Source organism: Fretibacterium fastidiosum (assembly GCF_000210715.1).
GTDB classification, from domain to species: domain Bacteria; phylum Synergistota; class Synergistia; order Synergistales; family Aminobacteriaceae; genus Fretibacterium; species Fretibacterium fastidiosum.
The window spans coordinates 2456064-2456587 of the sequence record NC_021038.1 but is presented as its reverse complement, the minus strand read 5'-3'; the positions used below and the strand labels follow the sequence as shown (position 1 = coordinate 2456587).

The following is a 524-nucleotide window of genomic DNA, read 5'->3' as shown; positions in this document are numbered from 1 at the left end:
GGAGCACGGATATTACGTACATTCCTCTGAAGCAGGGGTACATGTACCTGGCGGCGGTAATGGACTGGTACAGCCGTTATGTGCTGTCGTGGGAGCTGTCGAACAGCCTGGACAGCGAATTCTGCGTGAGGGCACTGGAGGTGGCATTGAGTCGAGGTAAACCTGAGATATTCAACACGGATCAGGGCAGTCAATTTACGAGCGATGACTTTACGAGCCGGCTTTTGGACAGTGCGATACGCATCAGCATGGATGGCCGTGGTCGTGCGTTGGACAACATTTTTATTGAGCGTCTATGGCGAAGCCTGAAGTACGAGTGCATCTATCTGAACGAGTATGAGAATGTGCCCGAATTGCTGGAAGGGCTGAGGTGGTGGTTCGGATTTTACAATGAGGAGCGTCCGCTCACGGCGTTACCGGGAAGGATAACCCCGCGCAACATGTATGAAAAGTGCCTCATTTCTTGAACCTTGACCTAAACTCTCTTTCCCCTCTTTTTGGTCCTTGACATGGGGACCACTATA

1 protein-coding gene is annotated in these 524 nt (G+C 51.5%); it reads left to right on the top strand.

The window, feature by feature from the left end; genetic code table 11:
- A partial coding sequence (locus SY1_RS11055; protein ID WP_208873810.1) for an IS3 family transposase occupies window positions 1–467 on the top strand: 467 nt, incomplete at its 5' end.
- Between the last annotated feature and the right edge of the window lie 57 nt (window positions 468–524).